Genomic DNA, 21,460 nt, shown 5'->3' on the forward strand with positions numbered 1-21,460 from the left:
AGAAACACGAAAGAAACCATGAACGATAATGTCGTTCGCTGGGCGCTGCTGGCGCTGGCCTTAGGGGGATTTGGCATCGGCACGGGTGAGTTTATCATGATGGGTTTGCTCCCGGATGTGTCGCGCTCGTTGTCCATCACCGAGCCAGAAGCGGGCAACGCTATTGCGAGCTATGCCCTGGGCGTGGTGGTCGGCGCGCCGGTGATCGCGGTGCTGGCCGCGCGGATGGCGCGTAAAACCCTGCTGCTGACGCTGATGGCCGTGTTCAGCGCAGGCAACGTCGCCAGCGCGCTCGTCAACAGTTACCCCGGCCTGATTGTTGCGCGCTTTCTGACTGGTCTGCCGCACGGCGCCTATTTCGGCGTGGCCGCGCTCGCGGCGGCCTCGCTGGTACCCACCGAAAAACGCGGGCGGGCGCTGGCGTCGCTGATGCTGGGTTTAACCATCGCTACCCTGATTGGCGTGCCCTTCGGCTCGTGGATTGGTCAACTGTTTAACTGGCATGTGGTGTTTGCCTTCGTGGGCGCCATCGGCCTGCTGACCTGTCTGCTCATTATCCGTTTTGTTCCTCACGCGCCAGGCAATCCCGACGCCCATCCGTTACGTGAACTGAGCGCGCTCAAAAATCCTCAGGTCATGTTGACGCTGTTAGTGGGCGCGGTGGGCTTTGGCGGTATGTTTGCCATATTCAGCTATATTGCGCCGACGTTGATGAACGTTGCCGGTATGTCCGCCCGCCTTATTCCGTGGGCGATGGCGGCATTTGGCCTGGGCATGATTGTCGGCAATCTGGTGGGCGGACGTCTCGCTGACGGCCGGGTGCTGCGCGTGATTGGCGGCACTTTGCTGTGGAACGTGCTGGTGATGGCCCTCTTCCCGTTGCTGGCGCAGCAGGTATCCACAGGGTTACTGGCTACGTTTCTTCTCGGTACGTCGTCAGTGTTACTCCCTTCGCTGCAAATTCGCCTGATGGACGTTGCTGACGATGCGCAGACCCTGGCCGCCGCCATGAACCACTCCGCGCTGAACATTGCGAATGCCATGGGCGCCTGGCTGGGAGGCGTGGCGGTTACGCTGGGCTTTGGCTGGCTTGCGACCGCGTGGGTTGGCGTCATACTGGGCATGGCGGGCCTGCTGGTCTTCGCCATTACCGCGCGCCACGCAGGTCGCCAAAAAGAGTACCACCGCAAACAGGCGCATTAGGCCCGGCAGCGCCTTAACGCGCCTGCCGGTCTGAAGCGGCTGCTTTACCCGGACGGCCGTGGCGCTCACGCAGCGTTTTTTGCAGCTTCGCTACCGGCGGCGCGTAGAGAAAGCCAAAGGAGACGCAGCCCTCTTTACCGCGCACCGCATGATGCAGGCGATGCGCCATATACAGGCGTTTCAGGTAGCCACGGCGGGGAATATAGCGAAACGGCCAGCGCTGATGTACCAGTCCGTCGTGCACCATAAAGTAGAGCGCACCGTAGGCCGTCATTCCGGCTCCGATCCACTGCAACGGCCAGACGCCTTCGGTGCCAAACCAGATTAGCGCAATCGCCAGCACCGCAAACACCGCCGCATAAAGGTCATTGACCTCCAGCGCGCCGTGCCGCGGTTCGTGGTGGGAACGGTGCCAGCCCCATCCCCACCCGTGCATCAGATACTTATGCGCCAGCGCCGCAATAATTTCCATGCCGATAATGGTCACCAGTACGATGAGCGCGTTGTAAAATATAAGCATTATCATCCGCCTTATGAGAGAGCATTAAGCTTAGCGCAGATTCAGCGAAGTTCCGGTTTACAGAACCCACGGACGCGGCGCCAGCCTCTCTGGCGGTTGATATCGCCTGCTCACGATACGGACGACGAACGAGCGTTAACCGCGCTCAAACGGTTCGCCCAGCGTGAGCATCAGCCGGTTGGCCCAGGCGAAGAACGCTGCCGACTGGATCAGATCCAGTAAATCAAGCGTTTCCAGCCCTTCAGCCCGCAGATCGCTAACCTGCTTTTGCGTCGGCGCGGGCGGCGTGACTGACAGCGAGGCGGCCAGGGCGATCACCGCCGCCCAACGCGGCGACTGGTGCTGCGATAGCGAGGCGCCGGGCTGGACGTTGAGCAGATTCTCTATCGCCGTCTCGTTTTTCGACAGCTGGCCCGCTTTACGGGCGTGTACCGACGCGCAGTAGATGCAGCCGTTCACTTTACTGGCTACCGTCGCCGCCAGCTCGCGTTCGGCGCGCGGCAGCCCGCCCGTGGTGTAAAAAATGCCCTTGTCGGTCAGCGTGCGCTGTTCCAGCAACGGCAGATTGCGCCCGAGCAGGCGGAAATAGTCAGAATCCGTATGACCGAAACGCGCCAGCGTCGCCTGTTCGTCTGTCGAAAACGCCGCCAGCGGTTTTGCCGCCAGCCAGGGTTCCCAGCCAAGCTCCTCGCGGGTGAATCTCACCGGCGCGGTTTTGCCCTCTGCGGTTTGCGGCGCGGTGTGCCAGCGGCCCGCCGTGACCTCCGGCGCGCGGCCGTCGGCGTTGTTCCCCTGTAACAGGCGCAGTCCCGCCAGCAGACGGCTCTGGAAGCTGACAAAGGCCACCAGTTGCGCCAGCGTCACCACGCCGCGCTCGCTCCAGCCCGCCTCACGAAGCCGCCCGATCGCGTCAGGCGTCGCCGCGACCGGTTCAAAGGTCAGGAGATGGGCAAACGCCTGCGCCGCCTCGCTGCGCGGTGAGGCGCTCACCGGCTGCGCATGATGGGCATAGTGCGAATGTAACGCGGGCTGACCGTGCCATTCCGCCACCTTTGCCGCCAGCGCGATACGCTCGCTCAGCGGAAAGTCGTCATCGTCCTGACCAAACAGCACGTCATGGCTGCCCTGAGCGTGTCGGGTCGCGGCGTCACGCGTTGCGCGCGCGCTGGCCAGTTCCGAAGCGGGATCGATATCCGCCAGTTCAGCCAGTAAATCCGTCGGGTAAGTCATTATGATCTCCTGTTAATGGATCGCAGCACCGGCGCAATCTTTTCGCCAATCAGTTCGATGGAACGGAGCGTCTCTTCATGGGACGGTTCTACGGAATGCACCTGGAAAGAGATTTCGGTAACGCGTTGCAGCACGCTGTCCCGCGCCAGCGAGGCTTTTACCTGCTCCGCATCGCCAACGTGGGCATCGAACTGACCAAACAGGTCGTCCAGCGTTTCGCCGCGCAGTTCATGGCCCGACGCGCGATACTGCGCAGCCTGCTGACGCAGACCAGGCTCCGCCACGCGGCGCGCATACGCCTGTGAATCCGCCACGAAAGCGGTACGCGACGCGAGCACGCGCGGCGCCACGCCCTTCGGCAGCGCGGCCAGATAAGCATCAATCAGCGGATTCTGGATGGCATCCAGCGGCAGATCGGGCTGCCCCGGCGGCCGCGGCTGCGTGCGTGACAGCATCAACCCGTGTCCTGCCTGACCGGCCCGCGCCGCGCCCTCCGCTGAAAAGGTGGCGATCCACACCCGCTGCGGCAGCGTTGGCGCGGCAGGGTAAAGATGGTTGTCGGGATGTGCCAGCGAATCGCCACGCCAGGCGCTGAGCAGCGTATGCAGATTGTCAGCGAACGCTTCTGCGCGGCGCTCAAAGGTGAGCCCGAACGGCAAAAACGAGGCAGGCGTGCCGCCGGAACCCAGCCCCACTTCCAGCCGTCCGTCAGCCAGCAGATCCAGTACCGCAGCGTCCTCTGCCACGCGCAGCGCGTTTTCCATCGGCAGCGTGATGATCGCCGTGCCGAGCCGGATACGTGAAGTCAACGCCGCCGCATGCGCGAGCAACAGCAGTGGCGAAGGCAGACCGCCTTCGTGCTCATGAAAATGATGCTGGGCAATCCAGGCCGTATCAAAGCCCAGCCGCTCCGCATGCTGAATCTGCTCGGTTGCCAGTCGATAGCGCGCCTGCGCCGGGACTTTTTCCAGCAGTCGTGTAAAAAAACTGATGCGTGTGGTCATCAGGCTGTCTCCTGTATGGGCAGCGAAAATTCAGGGATGGCGGCGATCAGTTCGCGGGTGTAGGGCTGCTGCGGCGCCGCGAACAGCGTCGCAACCTCGCCCTGCTCCACGACTTCCCCGGCGCGCAGTACCGTCACGCTGTCGGCAATCTGCCTGACCGTCGCCAGGTCGTGCGTGATAAACAGATAGGTCAGCCCCAGTTCCTGTTGCAGCTGTTGCAGCAGCGAGAGGATCTGCGCCTGTACCGTGACGTCGAGCGCGGAGGTCGCTTCGTCCAGCACCAGAACCGACGGTGCCAGAATCAGCGCCCGCGCCAGCGCCACGCGCTGCCGTTGCCCGCCGGAGAGTTCGCGCGCGCTGCGCGCAAGAATGTCCAGGGGCAGCGCAACGCGACGCGTGACCGCCTCAACTCGCGAGCGCCGCTCGGCGGCATTGATGCGTTCGAAGTTGCGTAGCGGTTCTTCGATGATTTCGTACAGCGTCTGGCGCGGATCGAGCGAGGCGAAAGGATTCTGATAAACAAACTGAATTCGTCGACGCAGCTGCCGCTGCGCCTCGCCGCGCAGGCCGCTGATGTGCTGACCATTGAACGTTACGCTGCCGCTGTCGGCCTGCTCAAATCCCACCAGAATACGCGCCAGGGTAGTTTTGCCGGAACCGGATTCACCCACCAGCGCGTGCGTGGTGGCCTGCTGCATCTGAAAGCTGACGCCGTTCAGCGCCTGAAAGCGCGCACGTTTACCCAGGGTAAACTGCTTGCTGACGTCGCGAACCTGAATAATCGGGGGAGCGTCGCGCCTGCTGCGTAAGATTTCCCTCCTGCGCGGTCGCGGCGCCGCGTCCTGTAAAAGCTGACGCGTATAGGCATGCTGCGGCGCGCCGATCATCTGTGCAGTCGCGCCCGCTTCCTGGATTTCGCCGTGGCGAAAAACGATGATCCGGTCCGCGCGTTCGGCGGCCAGCGCCAGGTCGTGCGTGACAAACAGCACCGCCGTTCCGCTTTCACGACGCAGCGTGTCAAGCTGATCGAGAATGCGCTTCTGTACCGTAACGTCCAGCGCCGAGGTCGGCTCGTCGGCGATAATAATATCGGGCTGTAACGCAAGGGCGATGGCAATCAGCACGCGCTGCTTCATGCCGCCGGAAAGCTGGTGCGGATATTGATCAACACGCTGCCCGGGATGGCTCAGGCCCACGCGCGTCAGTAACGCCACCACCCGCTCGCGCCGCGCCTGCGGGTTGAGCCGCGTGTGCAGGCGTAACACCTCCTCAACCTGCGCGCCGATCGTTTTTACCGGATTGAGCGAGTTCCCCGGATCCTGCGGCACCAGACTGATACGGGCGCCGCGTAGCGCGTCAAGACGCTTCTGCGACCAGGCGGCAATATCGCTGCCGTTGAGCAGAATACTTCCGCCATCGCGCCGACCATTCTCCGCCAGCAGCCCGATAATCGCCTGCGCCACGGTGGTTTTACCCGACCCGGACTCGCCGACCAGCGCCACCATTTCTCCCGCCCGCAGTGTAAAACTGACGTTATGCACCACCTGGCGCCACGCCTGTCCGCTACGGTAGCTCAGACTGAGATTTTTCACCGCCAGCAGCGGTTCAGCAAATGCGTTCATGGGCGTCCTCCTGACAGTTGATAACTGATACGATTGGCGGCCAGCACCACCGCGATCACCACGACGCCGGGAAAAGTGGTCAGCCACCAGGCCGTTGAGAGATAGTTGCGTCCCTCTGCGATCAGTAACCCCCACTCCGGCGTGGGCGGCGGCGTGCCGTAGCCGAGAAAGCTCAGCGTGGAGAGCGCCAGAATCGCCTGGCCAAACTGCAAGGCGGCAAAGGCAATCACCGGCGTGGTGATATTGGGCAGAATGTGGCGGCGCAGTACGGCAAAGAAGGTGCCGCCGCTGCCGAACGCGGCCTCCACGTAGTCGCTACAGCGAATGCGCACCACCTCGCCCCGCGTGAGGCGCGCAAAGCTGGCGACGGAGGCGATGCCGACCGCCAGCGCGGCGTTCAGCGTCCCGAAACCCAGCAGGATCAGCATGCTGAGTGATAAAAGCAGCGAAGGAATAGCCAGCAGCACGTCCACGGCACGCATAATCAGCGTCTCCGTTCTGCCGCCCAGCGCACCGGCCAGCAGGCCGAATGCCGTGCCGATAATCAGCCCCATCGCCACCGCCGCCAGCGCAGCAGACAACGAGTGGGATGCGCCGAATACAATGCGGGCGAACAGATCGCGTCCCAGCTGATCGGTGCCCAGCCAGTGGCCAGCCTGCGGCGCAAGCCGCTGCGCGCCGGCGGTGCCTTCCGTCGCGCTGTAATCGGTAAACAGCCAGGGCGCAATGGCCGCCGCCACGGCGACGATAATGACCAGCCAGGCAAGCCACAGTCCCGGTTGTATACGCCGGAACCGGGTGCGTGAGGCGGGCGACGTGCGTCGGGCCGCGGCATAATCGACAAGGCTCACAGGCTTCCTCCGGTAACATGTTGCAGGCGCGGGTCGAACAGCGGCATCAGCAGATCGACCAGCAGGTTGATCAGCACAAAGCCCAGCGCGGAGATCATCACCACCGCCTGAAGCACCGCCACGTCCTGGTTATTCACCGCCTGCTGCGTCAGTTGCCCCAGGCCGCCAAGGCCGAATACCGTTTCGGTAATCAGCGCACCGGCGATCAGTTCGCCTAACAGCAGGCCGGCAATGGTCAGCACCGGCAGCATGGCATTGCGCAGTACGTGCCGCCAGAGCACGCGGGTTTCGCTTGCGCCTTTGGCGCGGGCGACGGCCACAAAGGGCTGTGTCGCCACCTCATCAATACTGCGCAGCAGGATCTGCGCCAGCGGTGCGGAAATCGGGATCGCGACCGTCACCACCGGCAGGATCATGCCCTGCCAGGGCGAGGGATTGATCACCGGGATCCAGCGCAGTTGAAAGGAGAAGATCTGGATCAGCGCGATGCCGAGCCAGAAGGTGGGGATGGAAATGAACAGGGCTGGCGCCGATTGCAGCAGAGAACGCAGCGGGCGCAGCGCGGGCAGACGAGCGAGCGACGCCAGCGCAAACGCCAGCGCCGTTGCCAGCACAAAGCCGAACAGCGCCAGAAGCAGCGTGCCCGGCAGGTTGCTTTTTAACTGCTCGCTGACCGGCACGCCCGCCTGCACCGAATAGCCGAAATCGCCCCTGAGCATCGCCCCCAGCGTGTGGACGTACTGCTGCCAGAGCGGGCTGTCCGCGCCGTAACTCTGGCGCATTTCGGCAATTTGCTGCGGGCTGAGCCCGAGGTCGGGGTTCTGAAATTTGATCAGCACCGCGTCGCCGGGCAGCACCTGAAGAAGTACAAAAGAGAGCGTAAACGCGGCCCACAGCACCAGCAGGCCTGTGCCGGTGCGATGCAGCAGATAATCTCGCATGGCGTACCTCGCTTACTCTTTAGCCAGCCAGGCGCTGTAGAACGAAGGCCGCCCTACGGCTTCGAAAGCGATGCCCTTCAACCGCGGCGATCCGGCAAACACCTGCGGCTCCTCGAAGATCGGGATCACGTAGGCGTTATCCAGCAGGTAGCGCTGCGCGTCACCGGTGAGCTTAAGCCGTTTTTCCGGATTCACTTCAGCGGAGATGTCCACCAGCAGCGTATTCAGCTTGTCGTCACGGAAGTTTTTAACCTTGTCGCTTGAGCCGCCTTTTTGCAGCAGCGCGTCGCGGTTGGAGGGATGAAACATGCTCTTCACCACGTCAGGATCGGCGCGGCCCACTTCGGAAACGGTTAGCGGCGTTTTTAGCGGATCGAGGTTATTTAGCGTCTTACTGCCTGCGTCGCCGGCCTGCACCGTCAACGCCACGCCCGCCTGACGCCACTGCTGCGCAACAAGCTGTAATACCTCTTTATTTTGCGGCTGCGGCAGCGATTCATAAACCGTCAGCGCCAGACGCTGTCCCTCTTTTTGGCGGATACCGTCCGCGCCCGGTTTCCAGCCCGCCTCGTCCAGCAGCTTTTTAGCCTGTTGCGGATCGTATTTCAGTTTGTCGGCAAGATTGACATAGCCCGCCGCGCTGGCGGCGATCACCGAGGTCGCGGGTGGATAATTGGACGAGAACAGCGTCTCCACCACCTGCCGCGCATCGGTGGCGTGCAGCAGCGCCTGGCGCACGCGCAGATCGCTTACCAGCGGATTATCAGGACGGAAGCTGATACTGTCATTTACGCCGCGCGTCGGCGCCGCATAAATGGGAAAGTGTTGTTCCTTCGCCTGTTTCTCGTCATAGGCCTGAACCTGACGAATAAAATCCGCCTGACCCGCCAGCAGCGCGCCAATACGCACGCTGTCTTCCGGCGTCACGATCACCTTAATGGCATCCAGATTCGCTCTGCCCTGCTGTTGAAGATTTTTCGGCCCCCAGCGATAGTTTTTACGAACCGTCAGATCCACTTCGCGTCCCAGTTTTTCATCGCTGACCACAAATGGGCCCGAACCAATGATATGACGCGCGTCACCCAACTGGTCGAAGCTCCGCGCCAGCGTACTGAGAGACACCAGCCCGGAACCAATCGTCGCAGTGCCCTGAAGAAAGCCCGGTGACGGCTTTTTAAAAATGAACTTCACCGTGAGCGGGTCGATAACTTCACTGCGCTGATAATTGTTAATCACTTCCGACACCGGCAGACGCTGCGCTTTATTGCCCAGCCCGTAAGTATCGAAGTTTTTGGCAACCGCGTTGGCATCCAGCGGCGTACCGTCGGAGAAGGTCACGCCAGGACGAATTTTAAAGGTGTATTCGGTTTTATCAGCATTGGTGGACCAGCTTTCAGCAATCCACGGTTCAACCTGCAATGTTTCCGGGTTTTGCCAGGTCAGCTTATCGGTAATCTGATTCAGTATGCCGCCGTTGGGGTAAAAACCACCCGCAGGCGGATAGAGATTGGTGTGCGCCTGCTGCTCAAGGTAGACCAGCGTTCCGCCCTGCAACGGCGTCTGTGCGGCATGCACCGCGCCTGCAAATAAAAGTAAGGCCAGCGCGCGCGGCAGTGGCGAAAAGTGAAATCGCGTCATAATAGTGAATTCCCTGTAATTAAATGGCACCTCTGGCGGAATTCATCATTGAATGAAGGAGCAGGGCAGGAGAAGTAAAGAATTACGGAAAGCTTATCTGAAAAAGATAAATGCAGTGCCCGACGAGCCGCCGCCATCAGCTATGATTGGTGTGCGCTTATCTCCCGATTGCCTGATAAAGGTCGCGACTCTCCGGAAAGGACTATGACGAACTCAACGCTGATACTGCTTCGCCACGGCGAAAGCCTGTGGAACCATGAAAATCGCTTTACCGGCTGGACGGACGTGCCGCTGACGCCAGCGGGCAGGCAGGAAGCGAACCGGGCGGGCGCGTTATTAAGAGAAGCGGGTATTTTTCCGGATTTTGCCTGTAGTTCGGTGCTGACGCGCACCATTCATACGCTTTGGGCAGTGCTGGATCAGATCGACCGGGCGTGGATACCGGCGGAGATGAGCTGGCGGTTGAACGAGCGTCATTACGGCGCGCTTCAGGGGTTAAACAAAGCAGAAACGACCCTGCGGCTGGGTGAAGAGCGCGTCCAGTCATGGCGCAAAACCTTTACGGGCGTGCCGCCTGCGGACGTGGAGGCCCCCGCCCGGCTTCAGCAGACCGCACGCTACCGAAACATTGCGCTGGCCGATTTGCCCACCGCTGAAAGCCTGGCGATGACCATCGAACGCGTTCTGGTTTACTGGCAGCAGGGGGTTGTTCCGCATCTCCTCGCGGGCAAAACGGTGCTGGTGGTTTCGCACAAAAACGCCCTGCGCGCCCTGATTAAATTCCTCAACGGGCTGGATGACGAGGCGGTCACTCACCTTCGGGTACCGACCGGCGTTCCTCTGGTTTATCAAATGGATCCCTCCCTGACGGTTCTGACCCAGCGCGTGTTGACCTGAACAGACGCCTTTAACGATGCTGATTTCACTGGATAACGCCGTTTCCGGTTCATGCCGGCAATAAACGGAGCAGATGCGATCTGATTGTTGAAATGGTAAACTGTATGTATGTCCAGATTACAGGGGGCAATTTTGCATAGCGATGACGATTTAAATAACCTGGTGGAAATCCACGCGGTCATTGGTCGCGCGGTGGCAGCACTGCTGGAAAGCGGCCAGTCACCCCATATCCAGAATCTTATTACCATGCTCCATGTACATGGTGCGCAGGCTATGGATAAAAGCCAAAAAGAGATCTTCTTGCTGGCGAAGCGGTTTATAACAGAAAAAATGCATTAATCCGTCCGTGTTCCCCGTTGCCTCCTGCTTTCCATAAAACGCCTGCCAGCTTCAGTCAATCCTCTGTTCCGCTGCTTGTGGCGGCCACTTAGCGCTGCTTTTTCGGGCGTCCCGGCGCGCGCTTTTCGCAGGAAATAATCGCGCCGTGCTGATAGACGCACTGCGGGGCATTAAGCGCCTTGCGCATTGCCGGATGCGTTTTCAACCATCTGTGCACCTCAGCCTTATTTGAACCCACATTCACGATTGCCTGCCGCAGGCGCTCCTGCGTAACATTCAGTTTTTGCGTCCAGTAGGTAATTTGCCACTGCTCCTGAATTTCCACATTTTCCGTGTTCTCCGGTTCGCGCCGGTGAAAGTAGTGCCGCACAACTCTTCTCCCATAGTGGTCTGATGAGTTGCTATTTTAGCGGAAAATTCTGCGTTCCCATAAGAGAAGCAAATGAGAGGGGTTAATCATAACTCTATGATTTTTAAAAAAATAAAAGGGTTAATCTCATTTTTCGGGAGATATTCATCTTAAAAAAAATGATAAAAAGCGAGAAAAGATGAAAAGTTTCATTTAAAGCCTGGCTTAACACTCTTTAAACTAAATTTACATTTTTATGACTTGAATAGCGCGGTGCCGTGAATATCGCCACGGCACGGGCGGGAATTTTTTTGTGGTTCACGCTGACAGGGGGGAAAGGACAGCTTCGCTCAGATACCGATATCGTCAGGCGTGCGCCCGACAACAATTTCCAGGGTTTTACGGTAGATATCCAGTTCAACGATGTCGGACGTGTGCTCCAGCTTGTCGATGAGACTTAAAATAATCGCTTTGTTAGTGACCTGCCTTTTTGCCATCAAAATCTCTTTGATGACAGCGCCAAGAACCTCACTTTCTGGAGCCAGTACGTCTCCGGCCTGGTGGAAATAACTCAGGATCGCGGTTTCTGCCGATTGTTGCATCGTGTTAGCCTCTGGTGGGATACGCTGCTGTAAAGTTATCCCATAATAAATTGTTAAATGAGATCAATGCTGGTTCCGTCGGTTAAGGACTGACCGTTAAGCGCACAACACTTCCCCGAAGCGGCAAGGAGGCCTGTGCATTTAATGTTTTTTAGTGTCGTCCGACGGACCATCGTTATTAAAAATATGTCTGACATTATCGCGATCGCGAACTTCATGCGTGGTACGGGTATTGTTTTTACTTTCCCGCACTTCATTAATGGCACGTTTACAGGCGCGCTTTTTTATTTCGTCCTGCTCAACGTCAATCATTGTCCGCAGTTGGTCGATGAGCGCCGCATTGGTGACCGGGCCACCGCCGTGCAGCAGCGCCAGAACCGCTTCGCCCAGCATGATATCCGTCAGTTTGTCTTCTTCATTTTTGTACATACCCGTTTCTCTGCCTCAGTTAAGCATCCATACGTTGGGAAGGACAGCAGCAGGCCACTCCCATGGTTTGCAGACTGTTTCAGTCAGGTAAAACGGGCTTGCGAACAACCGTGATCCATACATACAAACCGTACCAGTTATTCTCCGCGTTCAAACAGCAAGCCGATCAGTGCCTGATAGTGCTTTTCCTGCTCCGGGCTCTCCGCCTGCTCAAGGCGACGCAGTAAGCGTGTGCAGATTGCCTTACGGCTTAGCGAGCGGCCGGAACCCAGTACTTCTACAACGATTTGCCCCAGCGTTTCCTGCTGTGATGGCAAGGAGGCTTTATTGAAATAACGCGCAATGTCGTTTTCTGAATGTGGAGCTAATCCATTTTGATACACAGGGCGCCTCCAAAAAGAGTAGATGTTTGCGTAAAATAGCGTGTGATGCGCGTAAGTTATACAAACAAGAAAAATCTGTACAGAAATACTGGAGAACTTAGCGCGCTTTTTTTGTGCAAAAAGTGCTAATCTTTTATAAACAATAAGTTAAATGAGGCCGGAAAAATCTTGTCTGTTTCCAGTTCTATGGCGCGGGAACATGAGAATTAACGCCGGAGATTTCGTGAAAAAAATTATTACAATCAATTGATTGTGCGCCACCCTCCCTGACAGCGCAATGTAAAACGCCCTATCTGCCCGACTAACTTTTTGAAGAACGATGTTTTTGCGAGTCGGAAAAGTGTATGGCCGACGTTGCTTCATGCTGTTCGCCAGAATCCTGTACAGATACAGGCCAGCCTGCGCGTTGGGATGACAAACTGCCTGGCTGCTTGTAGCGTTTTAGCCACTGGCGCACCTGCTCGATTTGTCTGACCCGTTCCTTATCACTTTCCCCATCAGCCATCTTCTGCAACGCGTCGGACAGTGCCTGCGGCGTTATTTCTTCCCTGTTGAAGATAAGGCTGATAGTCGCTTCACCAATCAGAATATGCCCTTTTTCTTCATCAGAAATAAACAAATCAAACCTCCCGTTCAGGTCTCAAATGTAAGTTGTGTCTGGCGGGTTAATTATAATAAAACCTGTACACATAGCAAAAAACTGATTTTCTCCGTCTCATGCTCTGCCCAAAATGCGGCAAATCCGGGTCATAAATCTCAACCAGGCCGTTCAATGATGCAATGAAAGGCGCAGCGCCAGCGCCGCCAGGGTGATAAACAACACGGGCAGCGTCATGACCACGCCAACGCGGAAATAGTATCCCCAGCTTATTTTAAGGTTTTTTTGCGCGAGCACATGCAGCCAGAGCAGCGTGGCGAGGCTGCCTATTGGCGTGATTTTCGGGCCCAAATCACAGCCAATAACGTTGGCGTAAATCATCGCCTGTTTAATCACGCCGGTAGCCGAACTGCCTTCAACGGAGAGCGCGCCCACCAGAACGCTGGGCAGGTTATTCATCACCGAAGAAAGAAACGCCGTCAGAAAGCCCGTTCCCAGCGTGGCTGTCCACAGCCCCTTTCCGGCAAAGTAGTCCAGCAGGCGCGACAGCGCATCCGTCAGACCGGCATTGCGCAGGCCATAAACCACCAGATACATACCCAGCGAAAAGATAACAATCTGCCAGGGCGCGTGGCGCAGGACGCGGCCGGTATTAATGGCGTGTCCCTTCTTCGCCACCGCCAGCAAAACCAGCGCGCCCACGGCGGCAATCGCGCTCACCGGCACGCCGAGCGGCTCAAGGACAAAAAATCCGGCCAGCAGCAACACCAGAACCAGCCAGCCGGTTTTAAAGGTTGCCGGATCTTTTATCGCGCCTGAGGGCGTTTTCAGCCGGGAAAGCGCGTAGGTTGCCGGAATGTCTTTGCGAAAGAAGAGATGCAGCGTCGCCAGCGTGGCGATAATCGCCGCAATATTCACCGGCACCATCACTGCGGCATAGTCATTAAAGCCCAGCCGGAAGAAGTCCGCCGAGACGATATTCACCAGATTCGAGACAACCAGCGGCAGGCTGGCGGTGTCGGCAATAAAACCGGCCGCCATCACAAACGCAAGCGTAGCGCCTTTGTTGAAACCCAATGCCGTCAGCATGGCGATAACGATTGGGGTCAGGATCAGCGCGGCGCCGTCATTGGCAAACAGCGCCGATACCGCCGCGCCAAGCAGGATCATCCAGCTGAAAAGCAGGCGTCCACGCCCGTTTCCCCACCGCGATACATGCAGCGCCGCCCACTTGAAAAAACCTGACTCATCAAGCAATAAGCTGATGATGATGATCGCGACAAAGGTGACGGTTGCGTTCCAGACGATATGCCAGACGGCTGGAATATCATTGAGATGCACCACGCCCGTCGCCAGCGCCACACCCGCGCCGAGCATGGCGCTCCAGCCGATCCCCAGCCCTTTCGGCTGCCAGATAACCAGTACAATAGTCATAACAAAAATGGCTCCTGCCAACAGCATGAATATTCTCCGGGGATGATCGCGGCAGCGCGGATGCTTAATTTAAGCAGAGAAGCGCCAACCCGGACAGTAAACTCTGCCAGCGCTTGCCGATAACATTATGCAGGTTGTAAAGTTGTGCGCCTTTTCCCTGTACTTGTCCTGATACTAACAATAAGCAAACCGGCATCCGCGCTGAGAAACGATGCCTTTACCGCAAGGAATGATTTTTATGCCTGATTTTGACTGGCACCGTTTTTTTCTCAACGATCAATCAATGACTTTTCTCGCCGAAGTCGCCGTACGCGTGCTGTTTGCCTACATCATTGTTTTTATCTTTTTGAAAGTCTCCGGCAGGCGCGGCATCCGGCAGCTCTCGCTGTTTGAACTGGTGATTGTGCTGACGCTGGGTTCAGCCTCCGGCGACGTCACCTTTTATCACGACGTGCCGATATTGCCGGTCGCCATGGTTTTTATCGTCCTGCTGGTGCTCTACCGCCTGACGACTTTTTTTACATCGTTCAGCCCGCGTTTCTCGAAATGGATTGAAGGCGATGTGGTGACGCTGATTAAAGAGGGATTGTATGAGCTGAAGAGCCTGGACAATCTGAATATATCCGAAGACGAATTTTTTATGGAGCTGCGTCAGCAAGGCGTAGAACATCTGGGCCAGGTGCGGCTGGCGCTGCTTGAGGTGGATGGCGGGATCAGTACTTACTTTTACGATGCCGATGACGTCCGTCCCGGTATGTCGGTGCTGCCGCCGGAGCATCGTCAGGAGTATACGCGCGTGCCGAAGACGGGTTTATACGCCTGCAATCACTGCGGCCTGACGCAGCAGCTTAACGCGCAGCAGACGCTGGCCTGCCCACGTTGTAAAAGCGAGCTGTGGTCGGTAACGCTCAGCACCAAACGACCGCAGTGAGCGACAGTTTTTCGCCATGCCGATCAACCTGCCGATATATTCTGCCCGGCATCGGTGGGTTGAGCCGCCTGTCATATCCTGCCGCACGGCCCGTAAACTCTCTGCACGGAAACGTTTATTACCCACGGCGTTGTGTCACTAATGAATCCAAAACGGGCCATTTTAATTGTCTATCAACCATCAGTTAACAACGTCGGGAGCACGTCGACGAGAGGTTTCGCAGGGATGAACCAGAAAAGAGCAACGTTAATCGGCCTGATCGCCGTTCTGTTGTGGAGCGCTGTCGTCGGCCTGATCCGCAGCGTCAGCGAAGGCTTTGGCGCCGTGGGCGGCGCGGCCATGATCTACACGCTCAGCGCAGTACTGCTGCTGTTTACCGTGGGTTTTCCTGATCTCAGACGCTTTCCTCGTGCGTATCTGATCCTCGGCAGCCTGCTGTTCGTTAGCTATGAGCTCTGTTTATCACTGTCGCTGGGCTTTGCCAACACCGGCACGCAGGCCATTGAAGTTGGCATGGTGAATTACCTCTGGCCCGGCCTGACCATCGTACTTTCGGTGCTGGTTAACCGCCAGAAAACCAGCCTGATGATCGTCCCCGGCCTGCTGATCGCCATTGCCGGCATTGGTTGCGTGCTGGGCGGCGAGCGGGGCTTTGCCGCCGCACACATTGTCGGGAACATTAACAGCAACGTCTTAAGCTATGGGCTGGCGTTTACCGGGGCAATGATCTGGGCAATTTACTGCGTGGTAACGAAGAAAATTGCTCAGGGTAATAACGGTATTACGCTGTTTTTTATACTGACGGCGATATCGCTGTGGGTGAAATACCTCTTAAGTCCACAGCCGGAATTTACCCTGACGATAGCGACCACCATCAATGTAGTTCTGGCCGCGTGCGCAATGGGGTTTGGCTATGCCGCCTGGAACATCGGTATTTTGCACGGCAACGTTACCGTATTAGCCACGGCATCCTATTTTGTCCCGGTGATATCCGCCCTGCTCGCCACGTTTATTCTCGGTTCAGCGCTGACGGTAACTTTTTGGCAAGGCGCCGCCATGGTGAGCTTTGGCTCATTACTCTGCTGGTGGGCTACCCGAGCGGCTGAAACCGGCACGTAAAATGTAAAGTCATGAAACCTCGCCGCGTGCTGTTTTTTACGGAGTACAAAAACAGCCATGGCGTGGTAGGCAGTTCTCCATCCGCGGCCGGTTGTCGGCATCTCACCCTCATATTAATTACATAATAATGATAATTATCCTCATTATCATTTAGTCTTTCTGTGCTAGCATATTGCCGCGCGACAAAAGCGCAGTGGCAAAGACCTTACTAAAAACAGTGGGTTACTAATAAAAACAACATCACAGAAAGGAAGTAGCATGCCTTTTCACATCAGAGGAACCCGTTCGCGCGCGGCAGGTTCTCGTCCCGTATTTGCCGTTTCCCTGTTGGCACTGGCCGTCCCGGCGTTAATTAACCTTCAGGCGCAGGCGGCAGATGCCGCCACCTCTTCGCAGGATCTGGTGGTTAACGCCACCACCGACAGCGGAGAAGCCGTGAATGAAGATCAGGACTACAGCGCGAAGACCACCCGCGCCGGAACAAAAATGCTGCTGACGCCGCGTGATGTGCCGCAGTCGGTGAGTATCATCACCAAACAGCGCATGCAGGATCAAAACCTTCAGACCGTGGGCGACGTGCTGGCGAATACGACCGGCGTGTCCGCCAACGTCGTGGACAGCGAGCGAAACGGCTCCTACTCACGCGGTTTCTATATCGATAACTACACCTTTGACGACATTCCCACTACCGTTTCGGAAGCGTGGAACTTCGGCGATGCCGGTGGCGATACCGCCATCTATGACCGCATCGAAGTGGTGCGCGGCGCGACGGGCCTGATGACCGGCGCGGGCAACCCGTCGGCGTCCGTGAATATGGTGCGCAAGCACGCCGACAGCCGCGCATTCACCGGTAACCTCAGCGCCTCTTACGGCAGCTGGGACAAGCAGCGTTACGTGGCGGATCTCTCCGCGCCGTTGAATGATTCGGGCACCGTGCGCGGCCGCGTGGTGGCAGGCTATCAGGATCAGGATAGCTGGCTGGATCGCTACCATAAGAGCAAAAAATTCCTTTACGGCGTGCTGGATGCGGATGTCACGGAAAATACCACGGTGTCGCTGGGCTACGACTACCAGCGCAGCGCCACGGGCAACCCGACCTGGGGCGGTTTGCCGACCTGGTACAGCGACGGTTCACGCACCAGTTTCGATCGCAGCACTAACCCGTCGGCGGACTGGACGCACTACAACATCAACTCCCGCAAGGTGTTTGCCAACGCCACGCACAACTTTGATAACGGCTGGACGGCGCGCCTGAACGGCACCCATGCGGAAACCGACTTCGATACCAAGCTGATGTACTCCTTTAATTTCCCTGATGCGGCCACCGGCGAGGGTCTGCAAGGCTACGGCGGCTGGTTTAAAGGCTCGCGCCGTCTCGACTCGGTGGATACCTTCGCCAGCGGCCCGGTGGAGTTGTTCGGTCGTCAGCATGAGCTGCTGGCTGGCGTCAGCTACAGCCGCCAGCGCAATCTGTATTACAGCGCCTCGAACTCGATTGACGTTGCCGATATGGGTGATATCAATCACTGGGACGGCGATATTATCGAACCGACCTGGAGCGATTTCGAGAAATCGTCTGACGATATGATCAGGCAAAAATCGGCCTACAGCGCCGCGCGCTTCTCGCTGGCCGATCCGCTCTCGCTGATTGTCGGCACGCGCTACACCCAGTGGAGCACCGTCGGCAGCAGCGGCGAAATGAGTAAAAACAATCTGACGCCGTACGGCGGACTGGTTTATGACATTGACGACACCTGGTCCGCCTATGCCAGCTATACCTCAATCTTCAAGCCGCAGGATAAGCGCGATCGCAGCGGCAGCTATCTGAAACCCGTTACCGGCAAGAACTACGAAACCGGCCTGAAATCGGGCTGGCTGAACGGCCGTCTGACGGCAAACGTCGCCGTGTTCCGTATTGAACAGGAGAATGTGGGCCAGGAAGATGGCAGCAGCTTCGTCGACGGCACCAGCGAACAGGCGTATAAAGCCGCGAAGGGCGTAGTCAGTAAAGGCGCAGAATTTGAGCTGAACGGCGCACTCACGGATAATCTCCAGATGACCTTCGGCGCGACGCGCTACGTGGCAAAAGACGCCAACAACGATCGCTTTAACAGCCAGCTTCCGCAAACGCAGTTTAAGCTGTTTACCCGCTACCGACTGCCAACGCTGCCTGAACTGACGCTGGGCGGCGGCATCAACTGGCAAAATCGTACTTATCAGGACGTGACCGGGCCGGAAGGCGCCACGCGCCTCTACCAGAGCAGCTATCCACTGGTTAATCTGTTTGGCCGCTACCAGGTCACCAAACAACTGGCGGTGCAGGCGAACCTTAACAACCTGTTCGACCGGACTTACTATTCCACCCTCAGCGACTACGAAGTTTATGGCGAACCGCGTAACTACTCCGTGAGCCTCTCCTATAATTTCTGAGTGCTTCCGCGCCGGCTATCTGACGTTCATTCCATCACCTCGCCGCTGACTTTCCAGCGGCTTTTTCCCTTCGCCGCACATTTTTTTGGCAATATTTCTGTCGCTGATTCGTCTACCTCATTACACAGACTAAAACACACAATGAGGAGTGTTAAAAATGAGAGATTTTGAACTGCATGAGCACGGGCGCGGGCGCGGTCGCCATTTTGGCGGACGTTCAATGGCAAAACCGCTGCTGATTGGCGTGGTGCTGTTTGTGGCGCTGGGCCTGCTGGTGATGTCGCTGTGGAATGCGCTGCTGCCCGCGCTGCTGGGCGTAAAGAGCATCGGCTTCTGGCAGGCGCTGGGCATGCTGATCCTGTGCCGTATCCTGTTTGGCGGGCTGGGTTTGCGTCCCGGTATGTTTGGCGCGCGTCGCCGGATGCATGAACGCTGGATGCAGATGACGCCGGAAGAGCGTGAACAGTTTTCCCGGCATCGTCATGATGGTTTCAGGCATCGCGGTCATCACCGTCGCCGCGACTGGCCCCACGCCCATGAAGAACAGGCCCGGGCCGAACGTCCGGCGGAAGAGCACGCCCCTAAAGCGCCGGACGCTGAGTGACGTTAATGGCGGAAGACTCTCTGGTGATGTCGGCGCTCAGCGCCTGCCGTTCACGGCTTCAGGCTTTTATTCGCGGCCGGACGGCCACGCGGGCCGATGCCGATGACATCTTACAGGACATCACCGTTCAGTTGATGAAGGTGGAGCAGCCGGTGGAGAACGTCGCCGCCTGGCTGTTTCGCGCCGCGCGCAACGAAATGATCGATCGCGGACGTAAAAAACGCGAGCTGCCGTTTTCCGACTTCTTCGCCAGCGACGATACCCTGCCGGAAGAGGAGCTGTCGGAGATCCTTTTCGGCGAGACGGAAACCCCGGAAGAGGCGTATCTGAGCGAGTTGTTCTGGGAGGAGCTGAGCGACGCGCTGGCAGCGTTACCGCCCGCGCAATACGAGGCGTTCGTTAAAACCGAGCTTTACGACTACAGCGTTAACGCGCTGGCGCAGGAAACGGGCGTCAGCGTGCAGGCGCTGTTGTCGCGTAAGCACAAGGCCGTGCGCTATTTGCGGCTCCGCCTGCGCGCGCTCTATGAAGAGATCGTTGCGGACTGAATACGTTCCGCCAGCCAGCATTAATAGCTGACGATGGTCACCCAGTTGGCGTCGCGTCCCGACGGGGCTTCTCCGGCGTGAACGAGTTCACCGCTCTGCGTATTAATGGCATAGCTACTCACCACGCGGCTTTTCTCGCCGCTGACCACCAGCCAGCGTCCATCCGCCGTTACGGCCATGCCGCGAGGCTGTTTCTCAACCGGCCAGGTGCCAGTCAGCGTCAGCCTGCCGTCGTCCTGTGCAATTCGGTATCCGCTTACCGTACTGCTGGTGCGTTCTGATACGTACAGAAAGCGATTATCCGGCGTGATGTTAATATCGGCGGCCCAGATACGCGGCGTGGTATCGCTGAAACCAGCAGGACGCTCAACGCCATGCTGCAACTGATATTTTTCCGCCACCGCGCTGGGATAGTCCGCAACTTTCTTTAAAGCGCCATCTCTCAGACGCTTGAACTGAGTTATAACGCCACCCATTTCACCAATGTTATAAAGAAAGCGGTTATCAGGCGATAACACCGAGTGGCGCGGGCCATTTTTTTCTGCTGTTTTTACAAAGCCAGCGGCGATTGGCGTTAATTTTCCGTCCGACTGCAAATTAAGCTGCAATACGCGATCGGTACCCAGCGAGCCAATATAAACGGAGCGGTTGGTCGCGTCGGTAATAATTGAGTGTGCGGCATGGCCGGTTTGATATTCCGCGATACATGGCGATGCCACGATGCCGCTTTTATTGATGCGGTAAACATGCGCGACGCCGCCATCATAGGAGGCGGCCAGTAAAAAGCGCCCTTTTTTATCGATGCTGATATAGGGATAGCTCGCGGCCGCAGGGGTTTCTGTCGTTGGCGTCAGCGCGCCCGTTTTTGAATCAATACGCCAGCCAGAAATGCGCAACGGCTGGCTGCGTATCGCAGCATAGAGGTGCCGTTTATCCGGCGAGACGACCATTGGCATGACTTTGCCGTTGGCATTTGTTCGCCCCGAAAGTTGCAGAGCGCCGTTTTCCTCGTCCAGCGTATAGCGGGCGATAGTCCCGTCGTCTGCTTCCGAGACGTAAACAAACGTCCGGGCCAGTGAAGGTGTGCTGAATAATAATCCCCAACAGACAATTGAACCGCAAAGAGTAAAATTATTTTTCATTTATTACCCCTGGAATTAATGTTTCCTGATTAATGAGATTTTTAAAACATTTTTAATCAACTCAACGGAAGGAACGCCCTGATATTTGAATAACTTTTTGAAAAAGTAACCGACTCCTGCGAATGCCCCGTCAGAAATAATGCGCACAGCCTTAAATTAATGGTGAGAGTTCAGGGGAATGCCAGTTTATGGTGTAAAACTTTGAGCCATGTGGCAGTTTTTTTGGCTTTTACGTTGTCGCGTTAATAAATACGTTACCCGGCATCTTATAAACGGTAAAAAAAGAGCGTCATAAAGCAATATTCAGATGAAAACAGCACGCGAGGCGTGGTTTTTTGCCGCACCTCTCGCAAAAAGTTTATAAACCGTTTGACCTTGCTGAATGGCGGGTTATTGTGAACACACAGTAATACTGGACTGTATTTAAAAGGATTTTTACTCATGATGGGACGCAATCACCCTCCCCTGAAGCTGCATTCGGGCCATCTGTCCGCTTCGGTCGATACCTGCGGCCAGGCTACTGGCGAGCCCATGCGCTGGTATCAACGACTTCTGAATATGTCGCCATCAGAGCGGGCGACACCGTTCGATACTTTTTATGGAGTGCCGCGAAATGCGCGGTCATCCCACTGGCGACCTCATAATA

The 21,460-nt window shown here is 57.2% G+C and carries 22 protein-coding genes; 8 read left to right on the forward strand and 14 right to left on the reverse strand.

The window, feature by feature from the left end:
* Positions 1-18 precede the first annotated feature (18 nt).
* Positions 19-1,203: an MFS transporter gene (locus tag FA91_RS17910; RefSeq protein ID WP_156103099.1), complete on the forward strand. Its 1,185-nt coding sequence runs from the start codon at positions 19-21 to the stop codon at positions 1,201-1,203.
* 13 nt (positions 1,204-1,216) lie between these two features.
* On the opposite strand, the gene FA91_RS17915 is transcribed toward FA91_RS17910, so the two are convergent.
* From FA91_RS17915 to FA91_RS17945, 7 genes are all read right to left on the reverse strand, one after another.
* Positions 1,217-1,723 (reverse strand): sterol desaturase family protein, encoded by a 507-nt coding sequence (locus FA91_RS17915; protein WP_034917969.1) that lies wholly within the window; start codon positions 1,721-1,723, stop codon positions 1,217-1,219.
* A gap of 135 nt (positions 1,724-1,858) precedes the next feature.
* Entirely contained in the window at positions 1,859-2,953 is a 1,095-nt protein-coding gene (locus FA91_RS17920) for an alkylhydroperoxidase domain protein (protein WP_034917972.1), read from the reverse strand.
* On the reverse strand, positions 2,953-3,957 hold the full coding sequence (locus tag FA91_RS17925; RefSeq protein WP_034917975.1) for a putative FMN-dependent luciferase-like monooxygenase: 1,005 nt from the start codon (positions 3,955-3,957) through the stop codon (positions 2,953-2,955). Before FA91_RS17925 ends, FA91_RS17920 begins: the two co-directional genes overlap by 1 nt.
* Positions 3,957-5,579 carry an ABC transporter ATP-binding protein gene (locus FA91_RS17930; protein ID WP_034917976.1) on the reverse strand — a complete coding sequence of 541 codons (1,623 nt, stop codon included), beginning with the start codon at positions 5,577-5,579 and terminating at the stop codon, positions 3,957-3,959. Before FA91_RS17930 ends, FA91_RS17925 begins: the two co-directional genes overlap by 1 nt.
* Positions 5,576-6,430, reverse strand: coding sequence for an ABC transporter permease (locus FA91_RS17935; protein WP_034917978.1), 855 nt, complete (start codon positions 6,428-6,430; stop codon positions 5,576-5,578). Before FA91_RS17935 ends, FA91_RS17930 begins: the two co-directional genes overlap by 4 nt.
* A complete protein-coding gene (locus FA91_RS17940) occupies positions 6,427-7,371 on the reverse strand; it encodes an ABC transporter permease (protein ID WP_034917981.1) in 945 nt (314 codons plus the stop codon). Before FA91_RS17940 ends, FA91_RS17935 begins: the two co-directional genes overlap by 4 nt.
* Before the next feature lie 12 nt (positions 7,372-7,383).
* Positions 7,384-9,009 (reverse strand): TIGR04028 family ABC transporter substrate-binding protein, encoded by a 1,626-nt coding sequence (locus FA91_RS17945; RefSeq protein ID WP_034917982.1) that lies wholly within the window; start codon positions 9,007-9,009, stop codon positions 7,384-7,386.
* 204 nt (positions 9,010-9,213) lie between these two features.
* On the opposite strand from FA91_RS17945, the gene FA91_RS17950 reads away from it, so the two are divergent.
* Complete coding sequence (locus FA91_RS17950) at positions 9,214-9,906, forward strand: 2,3-bisphosphoglycerate-dependent phosphoglycerate mutase (protein ID WP_034917984.1); 693 nt, start codon at positions 9,214-9,216, stop codon at positions 9,904-9,906.
* Between the two features lie 108 nt (positions 9,907-10,014).
* Complete coding sequence (locus tag FA91_RS17955; RefSeq protein WP_156103100.1) at positions 10,015-10,245, forward strand: hypothetical protein; 231 nt, start codon at positions 10,015-10,017, stop codon at positions 10,243-10,245.
* Between the two features lie 88 nt (positions 10,246-10,333).
* On the opposite strand, the gene FA91_RS17960 is transcribed toward FA91_RS17955, so the two are convergent.
* From FA91_RS17960 to FA91_RS17985, 6 genes are all read right to left on the reverse strand, one after another.
* Positions 10,334-10,615, reverse strand: a complete 282-nt coding sequence (locus FA91_RS17960; RefSeq protein ID WP_051937287.1) for a DUF3606 domain-containing protein — start codon at positions 10,613-10,615, stop codon at positions 10,334-10,336.
* Between the two features lie 329 nt (positions 10,616-10,944).
* The gene (locus tag FA91_RS17965; protein ID WP_034917988.1) at positions 10,945-11,196 is read right to left on the reverse strand and encodes a biofilm/acid-resistance regulator YmgB/AriR; all 252 of its coding nucleotides are present in this window, start codon (positions 11,194-11,196) and stop codon (positions 10,945-10,947) included.
* A 141-nt stretch (positions 11,197-11,337) separates the two neighbouring features.
* On the reverse strand, positions 11,338-11,625 hold the full coding sequence (locus FA91_RS17970) for a hypothetical protein (protein ID WP_034917990.1): 288 nt from the start codon (positions 11,623-11,625) through the stop codon (positions 11,338-11,340).
* Between the two features lie 137 nt (positions 11,626-11,762).
* Positions 11,763-12,008 (reverse strand): regulatory protein YcgZ, encoded by a 246-nt coding sequence (ycgZ, locus tag FA91_RS17975; RefSeq protein WP_034917993.1) that lies wholly within the window; start codon positions 12,006-12,008, stop codon positions 11,763-11,765.
* Between the two features lie 301 nt (positions 12,009-12,309).
* Entirely contained in the window at positions 12,310-12,627 is a 318-nt protein-coding gene (locus FA91_RS20170; RefSeq protein ID WP_051937290.1) for a hypothetical protein, read from the reverse strand.
* A gap of 150 nt (positions 12,628-12,777) precedes the next feature.
* Positions 12,778-14,067 (reverse strand): arsenic transporter, encoded by a 1,290-nt coding sequence (locus FA91_RS17985; RefSeq protein ID WP_034917994.1) that lies wholly within the window; start codon positions 14,065-14,067, stop codon positions 12,778-12,780.
* 211 nt (positions 14,068-14,278) lie between these two features.
* On the opposite strand from FA91_RS17985, the gene FA91_RS17990 reads away from it, so the two are divergent.
* The 5 genes from FA91_RS17990 (at position 14,279) to FA91_RS18010 (ending at position 19,672) form a co-directional block, all read left to right on the forward strand.
* Positions 14,279-14,971 (forward strand): YetF domain-containing protein, encoded by a 693-nt coding sequence (locus FA91_RS17990; RefSeq protein WP_034917997.1) that lies wholly within the window; start codon positions 14,279-14,281, stop codon positions 14,969-14,971.
* A 225-nt stretch (positions 14,972-15,196) separates the two neighbouring features.
* The gene (gene yddG, locus FA91_RS17995) at positions 15,197-16,090 is read left to right on the forward strand and encodes an aromatic amino acid DMT transporter YddG (RefSeq protein WP_034917999.1); all 894 of its coding nucleotides are present in this window, start codon (positions 15,197-15,199) and stop codon (positions 16,088-16,090) included.
* A gap of 258 nt (positions 16,091-16,348) precedes the next feature.
* Positions 16,349-18,520 (forward strand): ferric-rhodotorulic acid/ferric-coprogen receptor FhuE, encoded by a 2,172-nt coding sequence (gene fhuE, locus FA91_RS18000; RefSeq protein ID WP_034918001.1) that lies wholly within the window; start codon positions 16,349-16,351, stop codon positions 18,518-18,520.
* A 157-nt stretch (positions 18,521-18,677) separates the two neighbouring features.
* Positions 18,678-19,124 carry a hypothetical protein gene (locus FA91_RS18005; RefSeq protein WP_034918002.1) on the forward strand — a complete coding sequence of 149 codons (447 nt, stop codon included), beginning with the start codon at positions 18,678-18,680 and terminating at the stop codon, positions 19,122-19,124.
* Between the two features lie 5 nt (positions 19,125-19,129).
* The gene (locus FA91_RS18010) at positions 19,130-19,672 is read left to right on the forward strand and encodes an RNA polymerase sigma factor (protein ID WP_034919522.1); all 543 of its coding nucleotides are present in this window, start codon (positions 19,130-19,132) and stop codon (positions 19,670-19,672) included.
* A 20-nt stretch (positions 19,673-19,692) separates the two neighbouring features.
* Here FA91_RS18010 and FA91_RS18015 read toward each other — a convergent pair whose 3' ends face one another.
* Positions 19,693-20,814 (reverse strand): beta-propeller fold lactonase family protein, encoded by a 1,122-nt coding sequence (locus FA91_RS18015; protein ID WP_051937293.1) that lies wholly within the window; start codon positions 20,812-20,814, stop codon positions 19,693-19,695.
* Between the last annotated feature and the right edge of the window lie 646 nt (positions 20,815-21,460).

Origin of the sequence: Erwinia sp. 9145 (assembly GCF_000745075.1) — a bacterium.
Lineage (GTDB): Bacteria > Pseudomonadota > Gammaproteobacteria > Enterobacterales > Enterobacteriaceae > Erwinia > Erwinia oleae.

What these genes read in the sequence shown, in the direction of transcription:
- yddG (WP_034917999.1), top strand. Translation starts at nt 15,197, where the DNA reads ATGAACCAGAAAAGAGCAACGTTAATCGGCCTGATCGCCGTTCTGTTG.
- FA91_RS18015 (WP_051937293.1), bottom strand. Translation starts at nt 20,814, where the DNA reads ATGAAAAATAATTTTACTCTTTGCGGTTCAATTGTCTGTTGGGGATTA.
- FA91_RS17930 (WP_034917976.1), bottom strand. Translation starts at nt 5,579, where the DNA reads ATGAACGCATTTGCTGAACCGCTGCTGGCGGTGAAAAATCTCAGTCTG.
- FA91_RS17945 (WP_034917982.1), bottom strand. Translation starts at nt 9,009, where the DNA reads ATGACGCGATTTCACTTTTCGCCACTGCCGCGCGCGCTGGCCTTACTT.
- FA91_RS17910 (WP_156103099.1), top strand. Translation starts at nt 19, where the DNA reads ATGAACGATAATGTCGTTCGCTGGGCGCTGCTGGCGCTGGCCTTAGGG.
- FA91_RS17950 (WP_034917984.1), top strand. Translation starts at nt 9,214, where the DNA reads ATGACGAACTCAACGCTGATACTGCTTCGCCACGGCGAAAGCCTGTGG.
- FA91_RS17925 (WP_034917975.1), bottom strand. Translation starts at nt 3,957, where the DNA reads ATGACCACACGCATCAGTTTTTTTACACGACTGCTGGAAAAAGTCCCG.
- FA91_RS18005 (WP_034918002.1), top strand. Translation starts at nt 18,678, where the DNA reads ATGAGAGATTTTGAACTGCATGAGCACGGGCGCGGGCGCGGTCGCCAT.
- FA91_RS17990 (WP_034917997.1), top strand. Translation starts at nt 14,279, where the DNA reads ATGCCTGATTTTGACTGGCACCGTTTTTTTCTCAACGATCAATCAATG.
- FA91_RS17965 (WP_034917988.1), bottom strand. Translation starts at nt 11,196, where the DNA reads ATGCAACAATCGGCAGAAACCGCGATCCTGAGTTATTTCCACCAGGCC.
- FA91_RS17915 (WP_034917969.1), bottom strand. Translation starts at nt 1,723, where the DNA reads ATGCTTATATTTTACAACGCGCTCATCGTACTGGTGACCATTATCGGC.
- FA91_RS17955 (WP_156103100.1), top strand. Translation starts at nt 10,015, where the DNA reads ATGTCCAGATTACAGGGGGCAATTTTGCATAGCGATGACGATTTAAAT.
- FA91_RS17920 (WP_034917972.1), bottom strand. Translation starts at nt 2,953, where the DNA reads ATGACTTACCCGACGGATTTACTGGCTGAACTGGCGGATATCGATCCC.
- FA91_RS17940 (WP_034917981.1), bottom strand. Translation starts at nt 7,371, where the DNA reads ATGCGAGATTATCTGCTGCATCGCACCGGCACAGGCCTGCTGGTGCTG.
- FA91_RS18010 (WP_034919522.1), top strand. Translation starts at nt 19,130, where the DNA reads ATGGCGGAAGACTCTCTGGTGATGTCGGCGCTCAGCGCCTGCCGTTCA.
- fhuE (WP_034918001.1), top strand. Translation starts at nt 16,349, where the DNA reads ATGCCTTTTCACATCAGAGGAACCCGTTCGCGCGCGGCAGGTTCTCGT.
- FA91_RS17970 (WP_034917990.1), bottom strand. Translation starts at nt 11,625, where the DNA reads ATGTACAAAAATGAAGAAGACAAACTGACGGATATCATGCTGGGCGAA.
- FA91_RS17985 (WP_034917994.1), bottom strand. Translation starts at nt 14,067, where the DNA reads ATGCTGTTGGCAGGAGCCATTTTTGTTATGACTATTGTACTGGTTATC.